Annotated in this window: 16 protein-coding genes and 1 pseudogene; 14 read left to right on the plus strand and 3 right to left on the minus strand. The window is 65.7% G+C overall.

Features of this window, described 5'->3' with window-relative positions; genetic code table 11:
- Positions 1–324: 324 nt before the first annotated feature.
- Positions 325–1560 (plus strand): ABC transporter substrate-binding protein, encoded by a 1236-nt coding sequence (locus tag ACSKB9_RS36585; RefSeq protein WP_253602988.1) that lies wholly within the window; start codon positions 325–327, stop codon positions 1558–1560.
- A 158-nt stretch (positions 1561–1718) separates the two neighbouring features.
- Here ACSKB9_RS36585 and ACSKB9_RS36590 read toward each other — a convergent pair whose 3' ends face one another.
- Both ACSKB9_RS36590 and ACSKB9_RS36595 read right to left on the minus strand, forming a co-directional pair.
- The gene (locus ACSKB9_RS36590; protein WP_438079260.1) at positions 1719–2933 is read right to left on the minus strand and encodes a mandelate racemase/muconate lactonizing enzyme family protein; all 1215 of its coding nucleotides are present in this window, start codon (positions 2931–2933) and stop codon (positions 1719–1721) included.
- Between the two features lie 236 nt (positions 2934–3169).
- Positions 3170–4432 carry an amidohydrolase family protein gene (locus ACSKB9_RS36595; RefSeq protein ID WP_438080558.1) on the minus strand — a complete coding sequence of 421 codons (1263 nt, stop codon included), beginning with the start codon at positions 4430–4432 and terminating at the stop codon, positions 3170–3172.
- A gap of 154 nt (positions 4433–4586) precedes the next feature.
- Here ACSKB9_RS36595 and ACSKB9_RS36600 point away from each other — a divergent pair, with 154 nt between their 5' ends.
- Positions 4587–5006, plus strand: coding sequence for a nuclear transport factor 2 family protein (locus ACSKB9_RS36600; RefSeq protein ID WP_438079262.1), 420 nt, complete (start codon positions 4587–4589; stop codon positions 5004–5006).
- 135 nt (positions 5007–5141) lie between these two features.
- On the opposite strand, the gene ACSKB9_RS36605 is transcribed toward ACSKB9_RS36600, so the two are convergent.
- Positions 5142–5900 carry a GntR family transcriptional regulator gene (locus ACSKB9_RS36605; protein WP_438079264.1) on the minus strand — a complete coding sequence of 253 codons (759 nt, stop codon included), beginning with the start codon at positions 5898–5900 and terminating at the stop codon, positions 5142–5144.
- Positions 5901–6101: 201 nt separating this feature from the next.
- Here ACSKB9_RS36605 and ACSKB9_RS36610 point away from each other — a divergent pair, with 201 nt between their 5' ends.
- The 12 genes and pseudogenes from ACSKB9_RS36610 (at position 6102) to ACSKB9_RS36665 (ending at position 18645) form a co-directional block, all read left to right on the plus strand.
- Positions 6102–6956, plus strand: a complete 855-nt coding sequence (locus ACSKB9_RS36610; RefSeq protein WP_438079266.1) for an ABC transporter ATP-binding protein — start codon at positions 6102–6104, stop codon at positions 6954–6956.
- Between the two features lie 2 nt (positions 6957–6958).
- Entirely contained in the window at positions 6959–7735 is a 777-nt protein-coding gene (locus ACSKB9_RS36615) for an ABC transporter permease (protein ID WP_137477149.1), read from the plus strand.
- 44 nt (positions 7736–7779) lie between these two features.
- Complete coding sequence (locus ACSKB9_RS36620; RefSeq protein WP_438079268.1) at positions 7780–8805, plus strand: ABC transporter substrate-binding protein; 1026 nt, start codon at positions 7780–7782, stop codon at positions 8803–8805.
- Positions 8806–8909: 104 nt separating this feature from the next.
- Positions 8910–10346, plus strand: a complete 1437-nt coding sequence (locus ACSKB9_RS36625; protein WP_438079270.1) for an amidohydrolase family protein — start codon at positions 8910–8912, stop codon at positions 10344–10346.
- A 174-nt stretch (positions 10347–10520) separates the two neighbouring features.
- Positions 10521–10718: pseudogene (locus ACSKB9_RS36630) on the plus strand (CoA transferase); the annotation flags it as partial.
- A 55-nt stretch (positions 10719–10773) separates the two neighbouring features.
- The gene (locus ACSKB9_RS36635) at positions 10774–12954 is read left to right on the plus strand and encodes a CoA transferase (RefSeq protein ID WP_438079272.1); all 2181 of its coding nucleotides are present in this window, start codon (positions 10774–10776) and stop codon (positions 12952–12954) included.
- Entirely contained in the window at positions 12954–14030 is a 1077-nt protein-coding gene (locus ACSKB9_RS36640; protein WP_438079274.1) for an ABC transporter ATP-binding protein, read from the plus strand. The genes ACSKB9_RS36635 and ACSKB9_RS36640 overlap by 1 nt, the downstream gene beginning before the upstream one ends.
- Positions 14027–15031, plus strand: a complete 1005-nt coding sequence (locus ACSKB9_RS36645; RefSeq protein WP_438079276.1) for an ABC transporter ATP-binding protein — start codon at positions 14027–14029, stop codon at positions 15029–15031. Before ACSKB9_RS36640 ends, ACSKB9_RS36645 begins: the two co-directional genes overlap by 4 nt.
- A 130-nt stretch (positions 15032–15161) precedes the next feature.
- Positions 15162–15674 carry an ABC transporter substrate-binding protein gene (locus ACSKB9_RS36650; protein WP_438079278.1) on the plus strand — a complete coding sequence of 171 codons (513 nt, stop codon included), beginning with the start codon at positions 15162–15164 and terminating at the stop codon, positions 15672–15674.
- A complete protein-coding gene (locus tag ACSKB9_RS36655) occupies positions 15671–16711 on the plus strand; it encodes an ABC transporter substrate-binding protein (RefSeq protein ID WP_438079280.1) in 1041 nt (346 codons plus the stop codon). Before ACSKB9_RS36650 ends, ACSKB9_RS36655 begins: the two co-directional genes overlap by 4 nt.
- Positions 16712–16807: 96 nt before the next feature.
- Positions 16808–17764, plus strand: coding sequence for an ABC transporter permease (locus ACSKB9_RS36660; protein ID WP_438079282.1), 957 nt, complete (start codon positions 16808–16810; stop codon positions 17762–17764).
- Entirely contained in the window at positions 17761–18645 is an 885-nt protein-coding gene (locus ACSKB9_RS36665; protein WP_028343670.1) for an ABC transporter permease, read from the plus strand. Before ACSKB9_RS36660 ends, ACSKB9_RS36665 begins: the two co-directional genes overlap by 4 nt.
- The last annotated feature ends 104 nt before the right edge of the window (positions 18646–18749 follow it).

The raw sequence follows: 18749 nt of genomic DNA on the forward strand, positions 1-18749 counted from the left end.
CTCTCCCGCTTGCGGGCAGGGCTATCGCATGTGCGCTCGATCCCTCCACAGACTCGTCATGCCCGGCCTTGTGCCGGGCATCCACGTCTTGGTTTCCGCGCGAAAAAGACGTGGATGGCCGGGACAAGCCCGGCCATGACGATGTGGAAATAGCGCCGCCAAGCTTTTCGCTGCCATATGCGATTGCCCTGCGCTTGCGGGGGAGGTGAAAGAAGGCCTGCCTCCGCCATCAACATTTCATTTTTCCGGCATTGGCTTGGGCGATAAGCTCCGCTCGCTCGGGAGGAGCGCCGGCCTGGTGCCGGCGCGTTTGTGGCGATGTTGATGCAAACAAAAAGACAAACTGCGCTTTCGATATCCCTCGTCCTCGCAGCTGTCCTCGCGGCGGCGCCGTTGCGCGCGCAGCAGGCGCAGACGGCGGCGGCCGGCAACGAGATCCGCATCGGCAACGTCATGCCCTATACCGGGCCGCTCGCCGCGTTCGCGACCATCGGGCGGGCGGAGGCGGCCTATTTCGACATGGTCAACGAGCATGGCGGCATCAACGGCCGCAAGGTCAGGTTCGTCTCGGTCGATGACAGCTCCAATCCGAAGATCGCGATGGAGCAGACCCGCGATCTCGTCGAGAAGCAGGATGTGCTGTTGATGTTCGGCTCGTTCGGCACGCCGAGCAACCTCGCGGTCCGGAAGTACCTCAACGAGAACAAGGTCCCGCAGCTGTTCGTCGCTTCCGGCGACGAGGCGTGGGCGCATCCTGCGACCTTTCCCTGGACCATGGGCTGGCAGCCGACCTTCCGCGCCGAGGGGCGGATCTACGCCAATTACATCCAGGCCGCCTATCCCTCGCGCAAGATCGCGGTGCTCTGGCAGAACGACCAGTTCGGCCGCGACCTGTTCAAGGGATTGCAGGAGGGGCTCGGCGACACCGCCGGCATGATCGTCGCCGATCTCGCCTTCGATGCATCGGAGACCGCGATCCAGAACCAGATCGGAATTTTGAAGAACTCCGGCGCCGACATCCTGGTGTTCGACGGCGCGCCGGCTATCGCGGCGCGCGCGATCCGCGTCGCCGCCGACCTCGACTGGCATCCGGTGTTCATCCTCGACAATGCGTCGGCCTCGATCGCCAGCGCCTTGCGGCCGGCGGGCCTGCAGAACTCGCTCGGCGTGATCTCGACCTCATTCCTGAAGGATGCCGGCGATGCCTCCTGGAAGGACGATCCGCAGATCAAGGCGTGGCTCGCCTTCATGGACAAATATTATCCCGACGGTGACAAGGACGACATCTACGCCGTGTTCGGCTACGCCGCCGCGGATACGCTGATGCAGGTGCTGCGCCAGTGCGGCGACGATCTGTCGCGCGAGAACATCATGCGGCAGGCCGCGTCGCTGAAGGACTACCAGAGCCCGATCGCGCTGCCCGGGATCGTGATCAACACCGGACCGAAGGACTTCCGCCCGATCAAGCAGATGCGGCTGGTGCAGTTCGACGGCAATGCCTGGCAGCCGATCGGCGACGTGATCGACAGCGCGTTCACGGCGGTGCGGGAGGATAATTGAGGGGCGTTGAGTTGGGTTATGCGTCGTCCCGGCGAAGGCCGGGACCCATTACCCCCAACTCTCAGTTGTTTGTGCGTCGCTGGGGCAACAATCCTTTTCACACCACGCAGCGGTGGTTATGGGTCCGGCTTTCGCCGGGACGACGGTGTGGAGAGAGTTTACTTCTTCAACCCATAATTCAACAGCCCGCCCTTGTTCTTCGGCGGGTGCGCGCGCAGCCCTTCCTCGTTCGGCTCGGTGCCCCAGCCCGGACGATCCGGGATCACCAGATGGCCGTCGACGAATTCAGGCACGTGGGTGAACAGCTCGTCGTCCCAGGCCAGCCGATCGATGTCGGTTTCCATGATCCGCAGGTTCGGCACCGCGGCGCAGAAATGCGCGTTCATCATGGTGCAGAGGTGGCCGTAGAAATTATGCGGCGCGACGTTGACCTCGAAATGCTCGGCGGCGGCGGCGATCTTCATCGACTGCCAGACCCCGTTCCACGGCGTGTCGATGATCGCGACGTCCATCGCCTGCTCGGTGAAATAGGGCAGGAATTCGCGCAGGCCGAGCAGCGTCTCGCAGGACGAGATCGGGTGCGGGCTCTGGCGGCGGATATAGCCGAGCGCCTGCGGGTTGAAGGTATCGATCTCGACCCAGAACATGTCCATCTTCTCGATCGCGCGCAGGATCTTGAGATAGCCCTCGGTCTTGGCGTTGAAGTTGAGGTCGAGCAGGAGATCGACATCCGGTCCCGCGCCGTCGCGGATCGCCTCCAGGTGCATGCAGAGATTGCGCAGCACGGTGCGGTCGATATTGATCTCGGGCTGGAACGGCGAGCCGAAGCCGGGGCGCCAGCCTTGCGGCTTGCCGTCGGTGTAGACGAAGATGTTGGTCTTCATCGCCGTGAATTTCTTCTCGCGCACCTCGGTCCCGATCGCCTTGACGCCGTCGAGATCGGTAATCGCCGGCTTGTACCAGTCGGGATGATTGATGCGCCAGGTCGCGCAATGCGACCAGTACACCCGCACGCGGTCGCGGATCTTGCCGCCGAGCAGGTCGTAGCAGGGCACGCCGAGCGCCTTGGCCTTGACGTCGAGCAGCGCGTTCTCGATCGCCCCGAGCGCCAGCGCCACCACGCCGCCGGCGGCAGGGCGCGTCGCGGCGAACAGCTCGACATAGATCCGCTCGTGCTCGAACGCATTTTTGCCGACCACCCGCGCCGACAGCCGCTCGATCGCCGCCGTCACGCCGGGCGCGCCGAAGCCCTCGTCATATTCGCTCCAGCCGACCAGCCCGTCCGTGGTCGTCACCTTGACGAAGTGATAATTCCGCCAGCCGGCATCGCAGGCGAGCGTCTCGACGCTTTTGATCGTGGTGGATTTGCTCATGGTTTCCCGCCGGGTTGTTTGTTGCTGTTGGGAAGTACCAACAACGGATCGGCGAAGACGTCAATTCGCGCCAGGGCAAGGCGACAATGCGTATTGGCAAGGCGGCACTCGCCTCTTCGTTCACCGTCACCCTGAGGAGCGCGCTCTTGCGCGCGTCTCGAAGGGCGACGGCCCGGCTCTCTCCGTGTGGATCTCACGGGGCCGTGCATCCTTCGAGGCTCGCAAGAGCTCGCGCCTCAGGATGACGGGACGAACATCTCGGTGTCAGGCCGGAACAGCGTCGGCCTTTGCCGTTCGAAGGTCTTGCGGCCGCGCTTGAAGCCCATCAGCACGTCGGGCAGCTCGGCGATGGCGTTGGTTCCGCTGTCGGTATCGAGCACGACGATGTCGGCGGGATTGCCGACCGTGATGCCGTAATCCTTCAGGTTCATCAGCCGTGCCGGCAGGTCGGTGACGAGATCGAGGCAGGCGTCGAACTCGCCGATCCTGGCATGCGCCGCATTGGCGTAGAGATTGGCCATCCGCAGCAGCGAAGCATCGCCGAACGGCGTGAAGGGATTTTGCACATTGTTGGTCGCGACCGAGCACAGCACGCCATCGGCGACGAGCCGGTGCGCGGCGGTCAGCCCACGCGGCGCGTTGTGGGTGGCGTCGCGGCCCATCAGATAGAGATCGGTCGCCGGCAGCACGGTGACCGCGACACCGGCCTCGGCGAGCCGAGCGCCGGCTTTCTTCAACCGATCAGGCGGCAGCGCGGAGAGTTTGGTGGCGTGCCCGATCGCGACGCGCCCGTGATAGTTGCGCCGCTCGGTCTGCCGGCAGACCTCCTCCATGTGCCACCAGGAGGGATCGAGGTCGAAATCGAGATGGAGGTCGACATCGACGTCGAATTGCTGCGCGAGATCGAAGATGCGCGCGATATGCGCGTTCGGATCGCTGTCGACATAGGGGCAGCCGCCGACCGCCTCGGCACCGTCGTGCAGCGCCGCGACCAAGAGCTCGTCGGCGCCGGGATCGTTGGTCAGGCCCTCTTGCGGAAAGGCGCAGAGCGAGAGGTCGAGCGCCCAGGCATAGTCGCGTTTCAAGGCCTTGACCGCCTCGAAGCCGCGCAGCCCGATCCTCGGGTCGATCTCGACATGCGTCCGCATCCGCGTGGTGCCCGCCGTGATTGCGCGCTCGATCACTTTTGAGCCGCGCGCATGGACATCCTCGATCGTGAAGTCGCGCTTCATCGCCGATACCGCGCGGATCGCCTCGCCGAGGCTGGCGTGATCGTGGCCGCAGCGGCCGAGCAGGCAGGCCTTGTCGAGATGGATATGGGTGTCGACGAAGCCGGGCAACGCCAGCCGGCCGTTGAGGTCGACTTCGACCGCCTCGCACACGAGGCGCGGCGCGATCGCGGCGATCCTGCCGCCGGCGATGCCGATATCGACCGCGGCGGCAGAGCTGCGCGTCACGGCATTGCGGAAGACGAGGTCGAAGGCAGGTTTCGCGATCATCGGCGAGGGAAACATCAGGGTGGTCTGAGCCTAGCGGAACGGCCAGGATCCGGCAGCACCAGATTGTGTGCAGTTTTATGGTTCGATTGTCTAAAAAATATGCATACACTTTGGCGGCCAGATTGTAAAGTCCTGATTATCTCCGGAGGCCCCCATGTCCGCACCCGCCAAAGCCGATGCCCGCCCGATGTCCGATGCCGAGATCGTCGAGGCCTATTTGACGGCGTCGATGATCCCCGATCCGGATGCGGCTGCGGCCTATATGAAGCCGGGCACGGTGATCACCTTCACCGGCGGGCGCGAATTCGACCATCCGCGCGGGCCGACCGGCTTCAACGCGAAGCGCTATCGCTGGGTGAAGAAGAAGATGGACCGCTTCGATGTCTGCCCCGGCACGGACGAGACCGTCGTCTACAGCGTCGGCACGCTCTACGGCGAATGGACCGACGGCACGCCGTTCGAAGGCAACCGCTATGTCGACCGCTTCGTGGTGCGGGGCGGGCAGATCGTCAAGATGGACGTCTGGAACGACAGCGCCGAGCGGATCCTGGTGCAGCGAGGGATCGAGGCGTAGCAACCGCTTCACCGTGTTAGTCCGTCATCCTGAGGAGCGCGTAGCGCGTCTCGAAGGATGCACGGCCCGACCGGTGGCCGTCGATCCTTCGAGACGGCCGCGTTGCGGCCTCCTCAGGATGACGGTGATGGAGCATCAGCGCCGCGCGGCCTTCGGCAGCTTCACCACCTTTTCGCCGGTTGCCTCGTCGGCATACGGGGCCAGAATATCCAGCAGATCGCGGCCGCGCTGCGGGCTTGGCGCGACCAGCGCACGGGTCGCCACGGAATCCAGATGGCTGTGCATCAGCCCCATCACCTTGTCGACGTCGCCTTTCGCCAGCGCGGCGATGATCGCGCGGTGCTCGTTGATCGCGCATTCCGATGAATGCGGCCGGCTGTAGAGCGACAGCGTCAGGCAGCAGCGGTACGCGACCTCGCTGACATAGCGCACCAGGATCGGGCTGCTCGTCATGTGGGCGAGCAGGATGTGGAATTCGGTGGCGAGTCGGATCGACACCGCGTCGGTGCCGTCACGGGCCCGATCCTCGGCGTCGACATGGGCATTCAGTTCGGCAATCTGCGCCTTGGTCAGCTTGCCCGCGAGCTGCCGCACCACCAGCCGCTCGAGCTCGATGCGGATATCGAAGGCATCGCGCGCCTCCTGCCAGCTCGGCGTCGCCACCACGGCGATGCGGTTGCGGCGCAGCTCGACCAGGCCTTCGGCCGCCAATTGCCCGAGCGCATGCCGTGCGATGGTGCGGCTGACGCCGAAGCGCTCGCCGAGCGAATCCTCGGGCAGCTTGGCGCCGGGCTCCAGCGCCTGCTCGATGATCGCGCGCCGCAGCGCGCGGCAGATCACGCTGACCTTGTCTGACGATTCAGCCGTCTTGCTGCTGTCGGCGCGCCCCGCCATTGCCGCAAATCCCTCTCGAAGGTGCTTCGAACGCCTCTTTATCATACCGCCAGAGCAATCGGGCGCTCGAATTGCATGCAGTTTGAGCCGCGGATTGCCCAAAAGAAATCCGGCCTTTGAGGCGCGGACCGCGCGATCTCCTTGATTTTCAACGCTACGGCCGCTGGCATCCGGCTTGCATGCACTTTGCTCGTGATGCGCATGCAACCAAACTCCGAATTTGCCGGCGAGCCGATGGCCGCCGGATCCGCGCCGACCGCGATCGAGCTGTCGGACGCCTCCGTGACCTTCGGCCGCGGCGCCCGCGCCGTGCCGGCTCTGTCAACAACCACGCTGCGGATCGCCGACGGCGAGTTCGTCGCGCTGGTCGGCCCGTCCGGCTGCGGCAAGTCCACCATCCTGCGGCTGGTGAGTGGCCTGGCGCGGCCGACCACCGGCGTCGTCATCGTCGGCGGCCGCGAGGTCGCGGCGCGCGCGGTGCGGGTCGGCATGGCGTTCCAGAACCCGACCATGCTGCCGTGGATGACGATCGAAAAGAACATCATGCTGCCGCTGAAGATCGTCGAGCCGTTCCGCTCGCAGTTCCGCAAGCTGCGCAAGACCGAGTTCCGCGACAAGGCCAACGCGCTGCTCGAGCAGGTCGGGCTGAAGGGGTTCGGCGGCCGCTATCCCTGGCAGCTCTCCGGCGGCATGCTCCAGCGCGCCAATCTGTGCCGCGCGCTGATCCACGAGCCGCGCATGCTGCTGCTCGACGAGCCGTTCGGCGCGCTCGACCAGTTCACCCGCGAGGAGCTGTGGGAAATCCTCCAGCAGCTCTGGATGACCCACAGGCCGACCGTGCTGCTGGTCACCCATGATCTGCGCGAGGCCGGCTTCCTCGCCAGCCGCATCTGCGTGATGAGCGCGCGGCCCGGCCGCATCCTCGACAACTCCAGGGTCGATTTCGCCCGTCCGCGTACCGTGGCGATGACCTTCGAGCCCGACTTCGTCGCGCTCAACCAGAAGCTCCGCGCCTTCATTGTCGATGCGCGCACCGCCGCGCGAGAGGGAGCCTGACCATGTCCGTGTCAGACATCAGGCAGAAGGCCTGGTCCGCGGCGCTGATCGTACTGTTTTTCGTCGCCTGGGAATTGTTCTGCCTGATGACGGGGATGTCGGACCTCGTGTTGCCGCGGCCGTCGCAGATCTTCGTCACGCTGTTCGAGAAACTCCCGATCCTGTGGCCGCACATCGTGCAGACCCTGGTCACCACCATGATCGGCTTCGTGCTCGGCGTGGCGCTCGGCGTCGCGCTCGGTGCCGTGATCGGGGTGTCAAAAACCGCCTACGACACCTGCTATCCGCTGCTGGTCGGCTTCTCGTCGATCCCGAAGGTCGCCGTGGTGCCGATCTTCGTGCTGTGGTTTGGCTCCGGGACCGTGCCGGCGGTATTGACCTCGCTGTCGATCTGCTTCTTCCCGATCGTCGTCAATATCGCCACCGGCCTTGCCACCACCGAGCCCGAGCTCGAGGACGTGCTGAAGGCGCTCGGCGCCAGCAAGTTCGACATCCTGTGGAATGTCGGGCTGCCGCGCACGATGCCGTTCTTCTTCGCCTCGCTGAAGGTCGCGGTCTCCTACGCCTTCGTCGGCGCGGTGCTGTCGGAAACCGTCGCCTCGAACCGCGGCATCGGCAACGTCATGATGACCGCGTCCTCCAATTTCAACGTGCCGCTGGTGTTCGCCGGGCTGTTCGTGCTCGCCGGCCTCGGCGTCGCGCTCTACGTCCTGTTCTCGCTGATCGAGGGCCAGGTCACCGGCTGGGCGACGCGCAAGGACAATGTCATCGCCACTTGAGACACTTCGTCAACCGTCAAGCAATGAAGCTTAAGGAGATCTCGATGCTGAGAAAAGTAAGCGCCGCACTGTTGGGATTGGCCCTGACCGCCGGTCCCGCGCGCGCCGAGGACACCACCATCAAGTTCACGCTGGGCTGGAAGACGCAAGGCTCGGACGCCGCGTTCTTCTATGCCAAGGACAATGGTTACTTCAAAGAGGAGGGCCTCAACGTCGTGATCGACCAGGGCGAGGGCTCCGGCGCGACCGTGACGCGCATCATGTCGGGCGCCTATGACGCCGGCTTCGGCGACGTCAACGCGATCATCCAGAACGCCGCGACCAAGCCGCAGGATGCGCCGGTCATGGTCTACATGATGTGGAACCAGCCGCCATTCGCGATCGTCGCCAAGAACTCGAGCGGCATCAAGACGATCAAGGATTTCGAGGGCCACACGCTCGGCGGCGCGCAGGGCACGCCGACCACGCGGCTATTGCCGGTATTCGTGCACAAGAACGGGCTCGATGGCGAGAAGATCAAGGTCTCCAACATGGCGCCGAACCTGCAGGAGCCGATGCTGATCAAGGGCGACATCGACGCCGCGCTGGTGTTCAACATCACGAGCTATTTCAACCTCGTGCTGAACCGCCAGGACCCCGACAAGGACTTCAAATGGTTCTCGTTCGGCGATTACGGGCTCGACCTCTATTCCAACGGCGTGATGGTCTCGCGCAAGCTGATCGCCTCGAACCCGAAGGCGGTCGCCGGTCTGGTGCGCGCCATCAACAAGGGCGCGATCGCGGTCGCCAAGGACCAGAACGCGGCCATGAAGGCGGCGCTGAACTATGACAATCTGATCAATGTCGATGTCGAGAAGCGCCGGCTGCAATATTCCTTCGAGAAACTGATCGTCTCGCCGGAGATGAAGGACATCGGCATCGGCGACGTCAAGGACGACCGCATGGCGCGCGCCATCGGCTTCATCGTCGAAGGCTACCAGCTCGCCCGCACGCCGGCCCCGGCCGAGGTGTTTTCGCGGGAATTCCTGCCGCCACGCGCGGAGCGGGAGTTGGTGTATACGGCGAATTAAGTTTAACTCGTCATTGCGAGCGAAGCGAAGCAATCCATTCTTCGGCACGGGAATAGATGGATTGCTTCGTCGCTCCGCTCCTCGCAATGACGGCGGAGGGACCGATGGACGTCACGGCAACCCGTCTGTTCTGCGGTTCTGACCACGACATCCGCAACGACGTCGTGCTCCGTCACGACGGCGGCGTCATCACCGATATTTCCGAATCCGCGCGCCCGGCGACAGGCCCGCGTTCCCTCATCCTTCCCGCCTTCGTCAACGCCCACGATCATGCCCGCCCGCGCGCCTCGAGCTTCGGCGCGGTCGGCATGCCGCTGGAGAGCTGGATCCTGCGCACGGTGGTCGGCACGCCGGTCGATCCCTATCTCTCCGCGGCTTCGGCGTTTGCCCGCGCTGCGCAGGCCGGCTGCGCGGCGATGATGGTGCACTACACCCGTCCGAGTGGCACCATGCCGCTCGTCGATGAAGCCAGGGCGATCGCGCGCGCCGCCGCCGATGTCGGCATCCGCATCGCCTTTGCGATCGCGGTGCGCGACCAGAACCCGATCGTCTATGGCGACAGCAAACCGGTGCTGTCAGACCTTCCGGCCGACGACCGCAAGACGATCGAGCAGCTGTTCGTGCGGGCCCCGATGTCGCCAAAAGCGTATATCGAGCTGACCGACGCGATCGCGGCTGCGATCGGCGGGCCGAAGGTTGATGTGCAGCTTGGGCCGGCCGGGGTGCAGTGGTGCTCGAAGCCGCTGCTGGAGGCGGTCGCGGAGAACTCGGCGCGGACCGGCCGCCGCATCCACATGCATCTGCTCGAGACGACCTACCAGCGCACCTGGGCCGACCAGCATTTTCCCGGCGGCATCGTGCGCTATCTCCGCGATATCGGCTTCCTCTCGGAGCGGCTGACGCTCGCGCATTGCATCCACGCGCGGCCCGACGAGCTCGAGATGATCGCGGCGTCGGGCGCGCGCATTGTCACCAATTTCTCCTCCAACCTGCATCTGCGCTCGGGGCTCGCGCCGATCGCCGCGGCGCACGCCTGCGGTTGCGGGATTGCCGTCGGCGTCGATGGCCTCGCGCTCGATGAGGATGACGACGTGCTGCGCGAGATGCGGCTGGTGCAGATGACGCACGGCGGCCTCGGCTTCAAGCGTACATGGACTGCTCAGGAATTCTTCACGCTCGCGATCCGCAACGGCCGCCGCGCCACCGGTGCGCCGGGCACCGGCGAGCTCGCAGTCGGTGCGCCGGCCGATTTCGTCGGCATCGATCTCGACCGCCTCGAGCGCGATCAGATTCTCGATGTCGATCCGCTCGACCTGTTGTTCGCGCGCGGCAATGCGTCGCTGATCTCTGAGCTTGTGGTCGATGGTCGCACCGTCGCCAAGGCCGGCCGGTGCCTCGGTGTTGATCTTCCCGCCATTGAGCAGGAACTGCGCGGCATCACCCGCGCGAGCGCGGCCACATACGCGCATGTCTTGCGCGCATGGCCGCGATTGTCGAACTCGGTGCAACACTGGTTCGAAGCGCAGCTCACCTGCAATTAGCTGCACAATCTTCGCTTCGCGCCGAGCAGCAACTTCGGTCATACGCTTGCTAATTCCGTCAAGCGGAAGAAAATTCCACTTGCATCACACTCGTCGCGCGGCTTCAAGTTCACCCAACAAGAAAACTGAATCAGCCGCTGTCACCGGCTGGTCATTTTGTCGCGAGGAAGCGTGATGGGCGCGTTGTCGCATCTGCGGATTGTCGAGATCGGAAGTGCTGCCGCGACGAGCTATTGCGCGCGGCTGTTTGCCGATTTCGGCGCCGATGTGCAGAAGGTCGAGCCGCCGCACGGCGATCCGCTTCGCCGCACCGCGCCGCTGACGCCCAAGGGCCGGAGCGCGTGGTTCGCGTTTCTCAACTTCAACAAGTCGAGTGTCGTGCTCGACACGGGCGATGCGGGCGCGGCATCGCGCTTGCGGGAGCTGATTGTCGGCTGCGAACATCCTGCTCGACGGGCGCGGCATCGCTGCGGCGGATTGTCCCGAGATCGAGCTCGACGCGATCAAGCGGGACAATCCCGGCTTGATCCATCTCGACCTCGCCTGGTTCGGCGATCGCGGTCCTTACGCCAATTTCGCGGCGACGGACTCCACGATCCGCGCGCTGACCGGACTTGTGAAGCTGGTCGGTCCGGAGCAGGGGCCGCCGATGCATGCGCCGGATTTCCAGACCGGCATTCTGGGCGGGCTGTGGGGCTTCATCGCGGCCGCTTCGTCGGTGCTCGGCCGCATGCACGATGGGCGCGGGCGCGAAAACCATCTCAGCCTGTTCGAGGCCTCTATCGCGGTCACCGAATACATCATGTTCGAGGCATTCCAGCGCGGCGACATCATGCGGCGGATCGGCGTCAACCGGTTCTGGCCGACCTTTCCAGTCGGCATCTACGAGACCAAGCAGGGCTGGCTCGGCGTTACCACGGTGACCCCGGCGCAATGGCGCGCGTTCTGCGAGATGCTCGGGCTCAACGAGTTGCGCGACGATCCTACGCTGGTCATGGGTGTCGACCGGCTGCGCCATGTGGCCGAGATCGAAGGCAGGATATTGCCGAAGCTGAAGCAGCGCACCGCGCAGGAGTGGTTCGCCGAAGGGCTCAAGCGCAGGATCCCGATCGTGCCGGTGCCGGAGATATCCGATCTCATCGCCGACGAGGAGAAGCGTGGGCGTGGCGCTATCGTCCCGATCACCGTCGGCGACGAGACCGGCTTTTCCGCCGGCACGATACAGCGGCTGACCGCAACGCCGCCGCTGCGCGGCGGCCGGGTGCCTGATCTCGGCGAGCAGCAGGCGAGGCGCGAGGCTACGCCGCGCGTGCCGGCGCCCAAGCCCGCCGCAACCGACCGCTTGCCGCTCGAGGGCATCCGCGTTGTCGACTTTTCGATGGGCTGGGCCGGGCCGATCTGCACCCGCACGCTCGCCGATCTCGGCGCCGACGTCATCAAGATCGAGGCGACCCAGTATCCGGATTGGTGGCGCGGCGTCGACCGCCGTCCGGCCTATGTGCTGGAGCAGATGTACGAGAAGTCGGTGCGCTACTGCATCATGAACCGCAACAAGCGCGGCATCACGCTCGATCTGACCCGGTCGAAGGGGCTTGAATTGGCGAAGCGCCTGCTCGCCGATGCCGACCTCGTGGTCGACAATTATTCGGTCGAGGTGCTGCCCAAGCTCGGTCTCGGCTACGACGTGCTGAGCAAGATCAATCCAAAGCTGGTGATGATGTCGATGTCGGCGTTCGGCGCCGGCAGCGTGCATCGCGATTGCCGCGCTTACGGCTCGACGCTGGAGCAGGGCTCCGGCCTGCCCAGTGTGGTCGGCGATCCCGCTGGTCCGCCGGTCATGAGCCATACCGCGTTCGGCGACGCCGTCGGGGGCCTCAACGGCGCCGCCGCGGTGCTGACCGCGCTGATCCACGCCAAACTGACGGGGCAGGGGCAATTCATCGATCTCGCCCAGATCGAATGCATGATGCCGTTCGCCGCGCCCTGGATCGTCGCGCATTCGACCAGTGGCAAGCCGCCGACCAAATACGGCAACCGCCATCCGGATTTCGTGCCGCATGGCTGCTTTCGCTGCGCCGGAGAAGACAACTGGATCGTCGTCGCGGTGTCCGACGAAGCGATGTGGCCAAAGCTCGCGCGGCTGCTCGGCCGCGAGGATTGGGCGGCCGACGAGACGCTCAAGACGGCCGCGGGCCGCCGCGCCCTCGAGGCCGAGATCGAGGCTGCGATCACGGCCTGGACCGCGGCGCGCGATGCCGATGCGGCGATGACCGCGCTGCAATTTGCCGGCGTTGCCTCCGGCGTCGCGCGGCTGCCGATCGATCTCCTGGAGGATACGCAGCTCCACGCCCGCGGCTTCATCCAGCAGGTCGACCGCGCCTTCATCGGACGGCATCCGCAGCCGTCGATGCCGTTTCGCGAGAGCGATGCGCCGTTCGCGATCCGCTCGGTGCCGCCGACGCTCGGCGAGCATAACCGCGAGATCCTCGGCGGCATGCTCGGGCTCTCCGACGCCGAGCTCGATGAGCTCGCCCGCGAGGGCATCATCGGCACCGAGATGCTGATGGAGGAGCAGCTGGTGAAAGAAAAGAAGCGGGCGGCGGGCTGATGGAGGCAGGCCAGCCGGCACAGCGCAGGGTGGAGGGTGCGCGCGACGGCGCGCGGCCGCTGCTGTCCGTGCGGGGGCTCGGCATCCGCTTCAAGACCGCGCAGGGCGTCTGGCAGGCGACGCGCCGCATCGACTTCGACGTCGCGCCCGGCGAGCGCGTCGGCATCGTCGGCGAGAGCGGCTGCGGCAAGACCATCACCGGCCTGTCGATCCTGCGATTGTTGCCAGGCAATTTTGCCGGCCTCGACGGCAAGATCCTGTTCGACGGCGTCGATCTCGCCTCCTGCAGCGCGCGGCAGATGCGCGCGATCCGGGGCAAGCGGATCGCGATGATCTTCCAGGAGCCGATGAGCGCGCTCGACCCGGTCTTCACCGTCGGCCACCAGATCGCCGAGACGCTGCGCGTCCACACCGATGTTTCCCATGAGGAGGCGCGCGCCAAAACGCTGGAGATGCTCCGCCGCGTCGGCATCGCCTCGCCCGAGCGGCGGATCGACGACTATCCGCACCAGCTGTCCGGCGGCATGCGCCAGCGCGTGATGATCGCGGCGAGTTTGATCTGCGGGCCGCAGCTTCTGATCGCGGACGAGCCGACCACCGCGCTCGACGTCACCGTGCAGGCGCAGATCCTCGAGCTGCTGCGCGACATCAGCGAGACCTCGAAGACCGCGCTGATGCTGATCACCCACGATCTCGGCGTCGTCGCCGAAACCTGCACGCGGATGATCACGATGTATGCCGGCGAGGTGATCGAGGACGCTACCGTCGACGAGGCGCTGGTGCGGCCGCTGCATCCCTATACGTCGGGGCTGTTGCGCTCGCTGCCGCATTTGAGCCCGCGCCACGGCCGGCTGCCGTCGATCCCGGGCCGGGTGCCGTCGATCGCGGAGATGCCGAACGGCTGCCGCTTTCGGGCCCGCTGCGCGTATGCGGTGAAGGGTTGCGAGGCCGGGCAGAGGCTGCAGGACGCCGGCGGCGGCAGAAGAGTGCGCTGCTGGCGCTTTGCCGAGCTCAATCTGCCGGGTGCGCTGCATCCGCCCGGCGCGCCGGCGGCTGCGAAGGTCGCGACGCAATGACCACAGCCGGTGCCGAGCCCCGCCGCGATGCCATCGTCTCGGTGCGCGACCTTCAGGTCCGCTTCCAGACCTCGGACCGCCGCGCCACCGTGAAGGCGGTCGACGGCGTCAATTTCGACGTCCGCCGCGGCGAGACCTTTGGCATCATCGGGGAGTCCGGTTCGGGCAAGACCACGATCGGCCGCGCGCTGGTGTTCCTGCTCAATCCCAGCGCCGGCGCCATCCTGCATGACGGCATCGATCCAATGGCGCTGCCGCGCCGGGAGTTTCAAAACCATCGCCGCGACTACCAGATCATCTTTCAGGACCCGAACGCCGCGCTGAATCCGCGCATGACCATTCTGGCCTCGGTGCTGGAGCCGCTGGAGCTCGCAGGTGTCGGCAGCCGTGCCGAGCGCGAGCGGCAGGCGCGGGAAGCGCTGGAGCGCGTCGGCCTGCCGCAGGAGTTCGGCGCGCGCTACCCGCATCAGCTGTCCGGCGGCCAGAAGCAGCGCGTCGTGATCGCCCGCGCGCTGACGCTCAAACCCAAACTGATCGTCTGCGACGAGGTGGTGGCCGCGCTCGACATGTCGATCCGCGGCGACGTGCTCAATTTGTTTGCCGATCTGCAGCGCGACCTCGGGCTGACCTACGTCTTCATCACCCATGATCTCGCCGTGGTCTCGCATATCAGCGAGCGCGTCGCGGTGATGTATCTCGGCCAGTTCGTCGAGCTCGGGCCGACCGAGGAGGTCGCCGAGCGACCGCTGCATCCCTACGCGATCGCGCTGCTGTCGGCCGAGCCGCGGCCGCTGCCGTCCACGATGCGGCAGGAGAGCCGCATCGTCTTGCAGGGCGAGGTGCCGAGCCCGATCGATCCGCCCTCGGGCTGCCGCTTCCGCACCCGCTGCCCGCACGCGCAGCCACTCTGCACCGACCGCGTGCCGGAGTGGCGCGAGCTGAAGCCCGATCACTGGGTGGCCTGCCATTTCGCCGACCGCCCGAATTTTTCGCCGAGTTAGCGCGTGATGAGATCAGTTCGAATAGCGACCCCGAAGGAACTGCACTCCCTCCCCCGCAAGCGGGAGAGCTGCAGCCAGTCTGCCGCTAAGCCAATTCAAATTGACGCCCTGGGATAATGGAGGACCTGCCATGACGATGACGACACGACGCGAGGTTATGGCGCTGATCTCGGGCGCACTCGCCAGCACCACGCTCGGCAGCCGAGCCTTCGCGGAAGGCGCGCCGAAGAAGGGCGGCACCTTGCGCATCTCGGCGCCGGCCAATCCGTCGAGCCTCGATCCCGCGACCGGCGGCGCCGGCTCCGACCACGCCTTCCTGTTCACGATGTACGACACGCTGACCGAATGGGAGTTCGACACGCTGAAGCCGAAGCCCGGCCTTGCCGAAAGCTGGAAGTTCACCGACCCCACCACGCTGGTGCTCAACATCCGCGCCGGCGTCACCTTCCATGACGGCACGCCGCTCGATGCGGAAGCCGTCAAGTTCAATCTCGAGCGCAACCGCAGCGATGCGAAGTCGAACATCAAGGCCGATCTGCTCTCGGTCACCGCGGTCGAGGTCACCGGCCCGCAGCAGGTGACGTTGAAGCTGAAGACACCCGATACCGCGCTGCCCGGGATCTCTCCGACCGCGCCGGCATGATGGTGTCCCCGGCGGCGCTGAAGGCGGCCGAGGGCGGCGTCGTGACACGCAAGCCGGTCGGCGCCGGCGCCTATTCGTTCGTCAGCTGGGCCGACGGCGAGAAGATCGTGGTCAAGCGTAACGAGAAATACTGGAAGCCGGAACGGCCGCTTCCCGACAGCATCGAGATCTCGATCATTCCCGAGCTCACCACCGGCGCCCGCTCGGTCACCGCCGGGCAGAACGATCTGATCTACCAGCTGCCGCCGCGGCAGAAGGTGATCATCGAGCGCGCCTCCAGCGTCAAGGTGGTGCATGGCCCGACGCTGTACGTGTTCCAGATCTTTCTGAACTGGGCCAAGCCGCCGTTCGACAATATCAAGGTCCGCCAGGCGCTGAACTTCGCGATCGACCGCGAATCCTTCGTCAAGGCCGCGCTCGCCGGCCTCGCCGAGCCGGCCTACATGAACCTGCCGAAGGCGCATTGGGCTTACGACGCCGAGGTCGCAAAGCTCTATCCGTACGATCCCGACAAGGCGCGCAAGCTGCTCGCTGAGGCCGCCTTCAAGGACGGCACCCCGATCGAGTTCGGCGGCTATCCGGACCAGGATTCGGTGCAGCGTCAGGAGATCCTGATCGAGCAGCTGCGCAAGGCCGGCATCAACGCGCGATTCGTCAACGCCCCGGTCGCGGAGGCCTCTGCCGCCTTCTTCGGTCCGGAGAAGAAAGGGGCAGGGTTGCTCTCGGCCTGGACCGGACGGCCCGACCCGAGCCTGACCTATTCACTGATGTTCACCAAGGACGCCTATTACAATGGCGGCCGCGCGCCGGTGCCGGCCGAGCTCGAGGCTGCGATCAGGGAATCGCGCGCCTCGGAGGACATCGACACCAGGCGCAAGGCGTTCTCCACCGTGCAGCGGCTGGTGATGGAGAACGCCTTCGTCGCGCCGCTGGCGTTCCAGTTCGAGCTGGTCGCCATGAACAAGAAGGTGCAGGGCTATCGGCCGAACCTGCTCGGCAAGCCGAAATACGACGACGTCTGGCTCGAGGGCGCATGATCCGGAAAAGTGCGAAGCGGTTTTCCGAAAAAGATCATGCTCAAAAAGGAGCTAAAGCGCGATGATGTTCCCTCTAAATTTTATCGCGCTTTAACGATGGCGCGACGGTCACCGGTCAGGGTCGTCGGCAGCCGCCTCGTGCAGGCGCTGCCCGTGATCCTGCTCGCGACCTTCATGGTGTTCGCGCTGCTCAAGCTGGTGCCCGGCGACATCGCCGTGACGCTGGCGGGCGACAACGCGACCGACGCGCGGATCACCGAGATCAGGAAGATCTACGGCCTCGACCGCCCGTTCCTGGTGCAATTCGGCGCCTGGCTCGGCAATGTCGCGCAAGGCGATCTCTCGCAATCGCTATTGACCGGCGAGAAGGTCGCGGACTCGATCGGGCGCGCGTTTCCGAACACGCTGCTGATCGTCGTGATCGCGCTGGCGCTGGCGCTGGTCACCGGCATCCCGATGGGCGTGATGGCCGCGATCAAGCCGAACGGCTGGATCGACAAGCTGATCAGCATGCTGGCGTCGCTCGGCGTCGCGGTGCCCGGCTTCTGGCTCGCGATGATCCTGGTGGCGGAATTCTCGCTGAAGCTGAACTGGCTGCCGGCGACCGGCGCAAAATCCTTCAGCGCCTCGCCGGTCGATGCGATCAGGCATGCGCTGCTGCCTGGCATCGCGATCGCGGCCTACGGTATGGCCGAGGTCGCGCGCCAGCTGCGCGGCGCGCTGCTGGAGGTGCTGTCGTCGCAATATGTCCGCACGCTGCATGCCAAGGGGCTGTCGATGTCCCGCATCCTCTGGCAGCACGGCCTGAAGAATGTCGGCGTCAATCTGCTCACCATCATCAGCCTTTTGGTCAACCGCATGCTGGCGGCAACCGTGGTGATCGAGGCGGTGTTCGCCATTCCCGGACTCGGCAGCCTGATCGTGCGCGGCGCGATCCAGCGCGATTTCCCGATCGTGCAGGGCGTCGTCTTCACCATGGTGGTGGTTGTGATCGCGGTGAACCTGATCACCGATTTGCTCTGCGCCGCGGTCGATCCGAGGATCGAGCAATGACCGAGGTGGCGCTCGCTCCCCTGAAGGCACCGGCGCGGCCGACGCGGCTACGGCGCTTTGCGCGCTGGCTCGCCGGCGACCTCCGCGCCGCGCTGTCGATCCTGGTGCTCGTGGTGCTCGTCGTCGTCGCGATCGGCGCGCCCTGGATCGCGCCCTATGCGCCGACTGCGCAGGACGTCAACAACATGCTGGCGCCGCCGGGGCCGGCCCATCTGCTCGGCACCGACGATCTCGGCCGCGACATCTTCTCGCGCTTGATCTACGGCGCACCGGCCACCGTCTATGCCAGCCTGCTTGCGGTCGGCGTTGCGGTCCTGATCGGGCTGCCGGTCGGGCTCATCGCCGGCTATTTCGGCGGCTGGATCGACGACATCATCAGCCGCATCATCGACACCTTCCTGTCGTTCCCCGCCATCGTGCTGGCGATCGCCGTCACCGGTGCGCTCGGTATCGGGCTGACCAACGGCATGATCGCGGTCGGCATCACGATGTTTCCGGCGCTGGCGCGCATCGTCCGCGCCCGCACGCTGATCGTGCGGCAGGAGCTCTATGTCGATGCCTCCAGAGGCTTCGGCGCGCCAACCTGGCATGTGCTGTGGCGCCACGTGCTGCCGAACACGCTGCAGCCGGTCATCGTACAGGTGACGCTGTTGCTCGCCGCTGCCCTCTTGGCCGAAGCCAGCCTGTCGTTCCTCGGCCTCGGCATCCAGCCGCCGGACCCGAGCTGGGGCGCCATGCTGGCGCGCGCCTATCAATACATGGAAATCGCCCCGGAGCAGATGTATGCACCGGGCCTTGCCATTCTCGTCGTCTCCCTGGCGTTCAATGCGCTCGGAGAGTCCTTGCGCGTCGTGCTCGATCCGACCATGAAGGATCGCTAGGGGTGCAAATGCTGACGGGATGCCGCGCTGTGTTCACCTCGCCCCGCTTGCGGGGAGAGGTCGAAATTTGCGCGCAGCGCGAATTTCGGGTGAGGGGAAGTCTC

Origin of the sequence: Bradyrhizobium sp. BR 1433, from assembly GCF_051547665.1 — a bacterium.
In the GTDB taxonomy this organism is placed as follows: Bacteria; Pseudomonadota; Alphaproteobacteria; order Rhizobiales; family Xanthobacteraceae; genus Bradyrhizobium; species Bradyrhizobium australafricanum.

Excerpts from the sequence above, each read along its gene's own strand:
- ACSKB9_RS36660 (WP_438079282.1), top strand. The coding sequence starts at position 16,808 with ATGGCGCGACGGTCACCGGTCAGGGTCGTCGGCAGCCGCCTCGTGCAG.
- ACSKB9_RS36590 (WP_438079260.1), bottom strand. The coding sequence starts at position 2,933 with ATGAGCAAATCCACCACGATCAAAAGCGTCGAGACGCTCGCCTGCGAT.
- ACSKB9_RS36655 (WP_438079280.1), top strand. The coding sequence starts at position 15,671 with ATGATGGTGTCCCCGGCGGCGCTGAAGGCGGCCGAGGGCGGCGTCGTG.
- ACSKB9_RS36610 (WP_438079266.1), top strand. The coding sequence starts at position 6,102 with ATGCAACCAAACTCCGAATTTGCCGGCGAGCCGATGGCCGCCGGATCC.
- ACSKB9_RS36645 (WP_438079276.1), top strand. The coding sequence starts at position 14,027 with ATGACCACAGCCGGTGCCGAGCCCCGCCGCGATGCCATCGTCTCGGTG.
- ACSKB9_RS36585 (WP_253602988.1), top strand. The coding sequence starts at position 325 with ATGCAAACAAAAAGACAAACTGCGCTTTCGATATCCCTCGTCCTCGCA.
- ACSKB9_RS36640 (WP_438079274.1), top strand. The coding sequence starts at position 12,954 with ATGGAGGCAGGCCAGCCGGCACAGCGCAGGGTGGAGGGTGCGCGCGAC.
- ACSKB9_RS36615 (WP_137477149.1), top strand. The coding sequence starts at position 6,959 with ATGTCCGTGTCAGACATCAGGCAGAAGGCCTGGTCCGCGGCGCTGATC.
- ACSKB9_RS36605 (WP_438079264.1), bottom strand. The coding sequence starts at position 5,900 with ATGGCGGGGCGCGCCGACAGCAGCAAGACGGCTGAATCGTCAGACAAG.
- ACSKB9_RS36665 (WP_028343670.1), top strand. The coding sequence starts at position 17,761 with ATGACCGAGGTGGCGCTCGCTCCCCTGAAGGCACCGGCGCGGCCGACG.
- ACSKB9_RS36595 (WP_438080558.1), bottom strand. The coding sequence starts at position 4,432 with ATGATCGCGAAACCTGCCTTCGACCTCGTCTTCCGCAATGCCGTGACG.
- ACSKB9_RS36600 (WP_438079262.1), top strand. The coding sequence starts at position 4,587 with ATGTCCGCACCCGCCAAAGCCGATGCCCGCCCGATGTCCGATGCCGAG.
- ACSKB9_RS36650 (WP_438079278.1), top strand. The coding sequence starts at position 15,162 with ATGACGATGACGACACGACGCGAGGTTATGGCGCTGATCTCGGGCGCA.
- ACSKB9_RS36620 (WP_438079268.1), top strand. The coding sequence starts at position 7,780 with ATGCTGAGAAAAGTAAGCGCCGCACTGTTGGGATTGGCCCTGACCGCC.
- ACSKB9_RS36625 (WP_438079270.1), top strand. The coding sequence starts at position 8,910 with ATGGACGTCACGGCAACCCGTCTGTTCTGCGGTTCTGACCACGACATC.